The sequence below is a fragment of the Mesorhizobium sp. M1A.F.Ca.IN.020.04.1.1 genome, from assembly GCF_003997315.1.
GTDB lineage: Bacteria > Pseudomonadota > Alphaproteobacteria > Rhizobiales > Rhizobiaceae > Mesorhizobium.
Map to the genome: position 1 here is coordinate 1 of NZ_RZSN01000268.1, position 5,280 is coordinate 5,280.

A 5,280-nucleotide genomic window follows, 5' to 3' on the forward strand; every position below is an offset into this window, starting at 1 on the left:
GGCGGGAGCGGGGTTGGAATTTCATTCCCCGTCTGGCCGCTCGATTGGCACGATCTATCTTCTTTCCGGCTGCGATCGGCTGGAAAAGACGCTAGGTTTTCACCCATGGAGCCTCTGACATGAGCGAGCACGGAAAAGTCGCGCCCGACAGTGCCGTTTCGCGCCTGCGTCCGCCCTATGCGTCGGTGCTCGACCTGATCGGCCAGACCCCCATCGTCGAGCTGACCAAATTCGACACCGGCAAGTGCCGGCTGTTAATAAAACTCGAGAGCCAGAACCCCGGCGGCTCGATCAAGGACCGCATCGCGCTGTCGATGATCGCCGCCGCCGAGCGGCAGGGCAAGCTCAGGCCCGGCGGCACCATCGTCGAGGCGACCGCCGGCAATACCGGCCTCGGCCTTGCCCAGGTCGGCATTCCGAAAGGCTACCGCATCATCCTCGTCGTCCCCGACAACACCGAATAGGCCGAAGCTGCCTGGCCGGATGATAGCAGGAGCGCCGCTGCGCCTCCTTCCAGTGCCGCGATGCGGGTCTCCAGCGCATCCTGCGTCGGATTGGAAACACGCGTATAGATGTGCCCGATCTCGTCCAGTGCGAACAGGCGGTCGGCATGACCCGTATCCTGGAATTGATAGGACGTCGTTTGGTAGATCGGCACCGCGACGGCGCCACTTACGGGGTCGGCTCGCCAGTTACCGCCGTGCAGGGCAAGGTCTCAGGGGACAGATTTTCCAGCGTCATGGGACTTTCCTCCTGTCTGGTTTAGCGGTCAGGCAAAGGGCGCGACTTCGGCGCGGGCTTGGGCTGCGATCAGGTCGGCGTGGTGGCGCCGCGCGACATCGGGATGCGAACGCAGCCGGCTCTTCAGCGCGTTCTGGCCGGAGTTGCGATAGAGCAGGTTCTGAGGATCGCGGGTGACGCCACTGGCCTGCGCCTTCAAATGCGGGGTCAGGTCCAGCAACGGGATCTCGGCGTCGAACGGCGCGCCAAGGAAAAAGGCGACGGACAGCCGGTCAGTGCCGGCCGGCGGCTTCACCACCCGGTGAACCGTCGCTTTGAGGTAACCATCGGTCGCCATCTCCAGTAACTCACCGATATTGACGACGAAGGTTCCCCCGCGCGGTTCGGCGTCGATCCAGTTGCCGTCGGCGGCCTCAACCTGTAGCCCCCCCTCACGTTCCTGCAGCAGGAGTGTGAGAAAACCGCTGTCCTTATGCGCGCCGACACCCTGCTCGCTCTCGGTGGCATCACGTCCAGGATAGCGAATGATCTTGAGATGGTTGGGCGTGCCGGCGTAGATCGCTTCGAAAGCGTTCTCATCCTGCTCGAGGATGGTGGCGAATGCCTTGAGCAGTTTGGTCGAGAGCTCGGTCAAGCGCTCCTGCCACTCCAATAGCAGAGGCTTCAGCTCCGGCAAGGCACTTGGCCACTGGTTCGGCCCCTGCAATCGCCGCCATGCGGGCTGTCCCGCATCGCGCGGCAATGACGGCGCCTCCGAGCCGATGTCGACCTGCTCTCGCCAGTCCCTCTGCCCCTTCGTCGGTTCCTGGCCGACCCGGTTGTAGCCGCGGAAACGCGGCGAGTTGACCATCTCGATCTCGAGCTTGTCCTCGTCCGGCAAAGCGAAGAAGCGGCCCGACACGCTCAGCACGTCATCGATCAGGGACTGCGGGATGCCGTGTCCCGAAAGGTAGAAGAAGCCCACGTCGCGCGCAGCGCGCCGCAGTTCTTCGAGGAAACGCCTGCGGGAGTCCGGATTGGCTTCGTAACCGGAAAAATCCAGCACCGGAATTGCGTCGGCGAGCTTACTCATTTCCATCCTCTTTATCTGAGGAGGAAAGCGTTGCACCGCCAACGCGGGAAACAAAGAAAATGCCGACCTTTTCAGCTAGGGCCGGAAGAATTCGCGTATCGCGGACGCGACCCCAGAGGCGAATTTTTGTTAATTCTATAAAATTTATAGACTTTGATCGCGATTGCGCACAATATCAGAACAAGGTGTGGGGCTGCCGCTTCGAGGAGGAGACCTTATGACCACACGCCAATTGCCCGCGCTGCACGAGGGCCATGCGCCCGTAATATTGCATGGAGCGTTTGACGAGGCGTTGGAGGCCTATCAGGACTGGGCGCCAAGCACGGATGAGCCTCAGGTGGATTTCGAGGGACGGATGGTGCCGATCAGTTCTGTCTTCGGCAGAATGCGCACCTGCACGGATATTCTTCCCTGGCGCATCAAAGACGACGTCGCGGCGCTGATGGGCGGTGCAACAATCGGTAATGGTGAAGGCCCGCCTACCTATGCCGATGCAGCTCTTTTGCTCCGCTCGCTCTGTGTAGAGCGGCTTCGCAAAGCGATGCAATAGGAGCAATTGGCACGCAGGGCGTGTTCAGGCATTTGGATACTGGGCATGGCCCCTGCGCCGATGGGTTGACGGAGAAATGACGTTAATCTCGATTGTTGTCGAAGGCGCCGATGCTTGGGCAATGAGATTGGTGTCCCCTTCAGTGCTGAATGTGGAAAACTTTCGATCGCTTAGCATCTGGCCGGCCGGGAGGAGAATGCAGGCAAGCTCATCGTGGCCGTCCTGCCCGACATTGGCGAGCGGTACCCCGCTTCTTACGCATGAGAATGGCTCCAGAAGCCTGTTCAGTCCGGTGCGAGGTCAGAAACTGCCTGATTGCGCGTTGTTGCCGTCGATTGCGCATGCACCGAGCTAACCTTGGAGGCTGACCGATGACGGAGGAGCGCAAAAAGCTTGCCGTTGTAGCGATCTGGGTGATCGGCGCGGTCGTCGTGGGCCGTCTCTGCGGCGATGCGATCTTCGCTTTCGGCGGCGAGGAGCTGACTACCGGCGCGGGCCTTGCCTACTTCGGGTTGCTCGTCCTTTTTATGGAAAGGTCGGGCTAGAGGTTGAGGGAATGATCGATGCGCTAAAGTGGGTCGGCTCTTTGCTTTGCGCGGCAGCGCTGCTGTTTTTGATGTACGTCCACAGTGACGAGCAGCGAAGCCGTGACTTCGAGAATTGGATCAACTCTTTCGCCGGTGTGGCAAGCGATGGATAGGCTGAGCGCCGGTTGTGCCTATCCTGCGAATGGTGGCACTTCACGCTGCAAAACGAACCGTTCGCCAAGCAGCGTTTCGACTTTCCCGTCACCGCGCCATAAAGGGCGGATCGACCCCCTAACGCAAATCTCACGCTGCTCCGACCTTGCCGCGACGCCGGCCGTCACTAGATGGCGTCGGACAGGCGCAGAGTCTGCTCTGGCTAATATGAGGAAATGTTTCCCGAATATGCCAACCGTCGGCGAAAAATTGCTTCGAGGAGGCAAAAAAGGCAACATTCAATGCATCTAATTTCTATAAACTCGCTAGAGTTCGCTGCAGTTCAACGGAGGCGGGAATGACCAAACCTCATTTCAGGAAACTGCTCGGCGCGCTGGTCGCCACATCTGTCCAGTTCGGCACGCTCGGTTTCGCGTTCGCCGACACGACCATTCTGAACGTGTCCTACGATCCGACACGTGAGCTCTACAAGGCCTATGACGAGGCCTTCGCCGCGCACTGGAAGGCCGAGACCGGCGAAACCGTCACCATCCAGCAGTCGCATGGCGGATCGGGCGCCCAGGCCCGCGCCGTGATCGACGGCCTCGACGCCGACGTCGTGACGCTGGCGCTCGAAGGCGACATCAACGCCATCGTCTCAAAGTCGAAGAAGATCAATCCCGACTGGCGCAAGAAGTTCGAGAACAATTCGGCGCCCTACACCTCGACCATCGTCTTCCTGGTGCGCAAGGGCAATCCCAAGGGCATCAAGGACTGGGGCGATCTGATCAAGGACGGCGTCCAGGTGATCACACCGAACCCGAAGACCTCCGGTGGCGCGCGCTGGAACTATCTCGCCGCCTGGGCCTATGCCAGCGCCCAGGACGGCGGTGACGAAGCCAAGACCAAGGAGTTCGTTGGCAAGCTCTACGCCAATGCCCCGGTGCTCGACACCGGCGCGCGCGGATCGACCGTGACATTCGCGCAAAAAGGCCTGGGCGACGTGCTGATCGCCTGGGAGAACGATGCCTATCTGGCGCTCGACGAGTTCGGCGCCGACAATTTCGACATCGTCTATCCGCCGACCTCGATCCTGGCCGAGCCGCCTGTCGCCGTCGTCGACGCCAATGTCGACGCCAAGGGCACGCGCAAGGTCGCCGAGGCCTACCTCAGCTACCTCTACTCCAAGGAAGGCCAGACCATCATCGCCAAGAACCACTACCGGCCTTCCAAGCCGGAGCTGGTGCCGCCGGAGGATCTCGCCAAGCTGCCGCCGATCAAGCTGATCACCATCGACGATCCGCTTTTTGGCGGCTGGAAGAAGGCACAGCCTTACCATTTCGGTGACGGTGGTATATTCGACCAGATCTACAAGCCGGCCCAATGAGGTCGGACGGCCGGCGAACCTGACCAGTCATGGGGAGCGACGAGGCGCTCGCAGAGGGCTTCGTCGGGTGCCTATACGACAGCCAGCATTATAAAGAACAGTCGCCTCGCTGGCAAAACAAGATGGGGCATATGAACCGGAGTTCCATCGCTATCGCCTTTTTTGGCTTTGGAGTCGTAAATTGGTGCTGGCCGGGATTCGACGGTTGGTTCTTTCCGGCGGCCAGCGTCAGTGTTGGCGATGGCAGAATTGTTGGCGCAATATTCATCGTTGGAGCAGGAGTCGTGTGGGTTTTGCAGCGCCAAGACTGAACAATGCCCTTCCTGTCAGACGTGGCACGCGGCCGAACTTGCGGAAACCAGATCGACAACCCCGGCATTGCCTACCGAATTCGCCGTCCAGCTTCTTCACTCGAACCGACCAGCGCTTTTTTCGCCGTCTGATAGCGCGAGAAGATGGCAGTCGAAATCTTCGGATCGTGGGCGGTTGCTGGCGTGGAAACCGATGCTAGTCTTGATTGTTCTCCAAAGCGCCGATGCCCTGGGCAATGAGGTTGGTGGCCATCACCAGCGAGACGATTGCCGCCGAATTGAAGACAACCACCCACCATTTGCCGCCGGTGAGGAAGCCATAGCCTTCGGCCACAGCGAGGCCCCAATCGGCGGACGGCGGCTGAATGCCAAGGCCCAGAAAACTCAGCGTCGCGATCGAGAAGAAGGCGTAGCCCAGGCGGGTGACAAGTTCGATGAGGATCGTCTCCCTGATGTTGGGCAGGATCTCCAGGACCATGATGGCGAAAGCGCTTTCGCCATCATGGTCCTGGAGATCCTGCCCAACATCAGGGAGACGA

At 60.3% G+C, this 5,280-nt stretch carries 6 protein-coding genes and 2 pseudogenes; 5 read left to right on the forward strand and 3 right to left on the reverse strand.

Translation table 11 applies throughout. The features are described from left to right. Positions 1–119: 119 nt before the first annotated feature. Positions 120–452, forward strand: a pseudogene (locus EOA49_RS30015) (pyridoxal-phosphate dependent enzyme); the annotation flags it as partial. A 2-nt stretch (positions 453–454) separates the two neighbouring features. On the opposite strand, the pseudogene EOA49_RS30020 reads toward EOA49_RS30015, so the two are convergent. Continuing rightward, positions 455–706: pseudogene (locus EOA49_RS30020) on the reverse strand (PLP-dependent transferase); the annotation flags it as partial. A gap of 63 nt (positions 707–769) precedes the next feature. Next, complete coding sequence (locus EOA49_RS30025) at positions 770–1,813, reverse strand: 2-oxoglutarate and iron-dependent oxygenase domain-containing protein (protein WP_206519988.1); 1,044 nt, start codon at positions 1,811–1,813, stop codon at positions 770–772. A gap of 217 nt (positions 1,814–2,030) precedes the next feature. Here EOA49_RS30025 and EOA49_RS30030 point away from each other — a divergent pair, with 217 nt between their 5' ends. From EOA49_RS30030 to EOA49_RS33190, 4 genes are all read left to right on the forward strand, one after another. Next, positions 2,031–2,363 carry a hypothetical protein gene (locus tag EOA49_RS30030; protein WP_127242209.1) on the forward strand — a complete coding sequence of 111 codons (333 nt, stop codon included), beginning with the start codon at positions 2,031–2,033 and terminating at the stop codon, positions 2,361–2,363. 371 nt (positions 2,364–2,734) lie between these two features. After that, positions 2,735–2,908, forward strand: a complete 174-nt coding sequence (locus EOA49_RS32915; protein WP_164747016.1) for a hypothetical protein — start codon at positions 2,735–2,737, stop codon at positions 2,906–2,908. Between the two features lie 493 nt (positions 2,909–3,401). Beyond that, the gene (locus EOA49_RS30035; protein ID WP_127242016.1) at positions 3,402–4,430 is read left to right on the forward strand and encodes a sulfate ABC transporter substrate-binding protein; all 1,029 of its coding nucleotides are present in this window, start codon (positions 3,402–3,404) and stop codon (positions 4,428–4,430) included. Between the two features lie 29 nt (positions 4,431–4,459). After that, positions 4,460–4,741: a DUF202 domain-containing protein gene (locus EOA49_RS33190; protein ID WP_206519970.1), complete on the forward strand. Its 282-nt coding sequence runs from the start codon at positions 4,460–4,462 to the stop codon at positions 4,739–4,741. A gap of 196 nt (positions 4,742–4,937) precedes the next feature. On the opposite strand, the gene EOA49_RS30040 is transcribed toward EOA49_RS33190, so the two are convergent. Continuing rightward, a partial coding sequence (locus EOA49_RS30040) for an ABC transporter permease subunit (RefSeq protein ID WP_127243530.1) occupies positions 4,938–5,280 on the reverse strand: 343 nt, incomplete at its 5' end.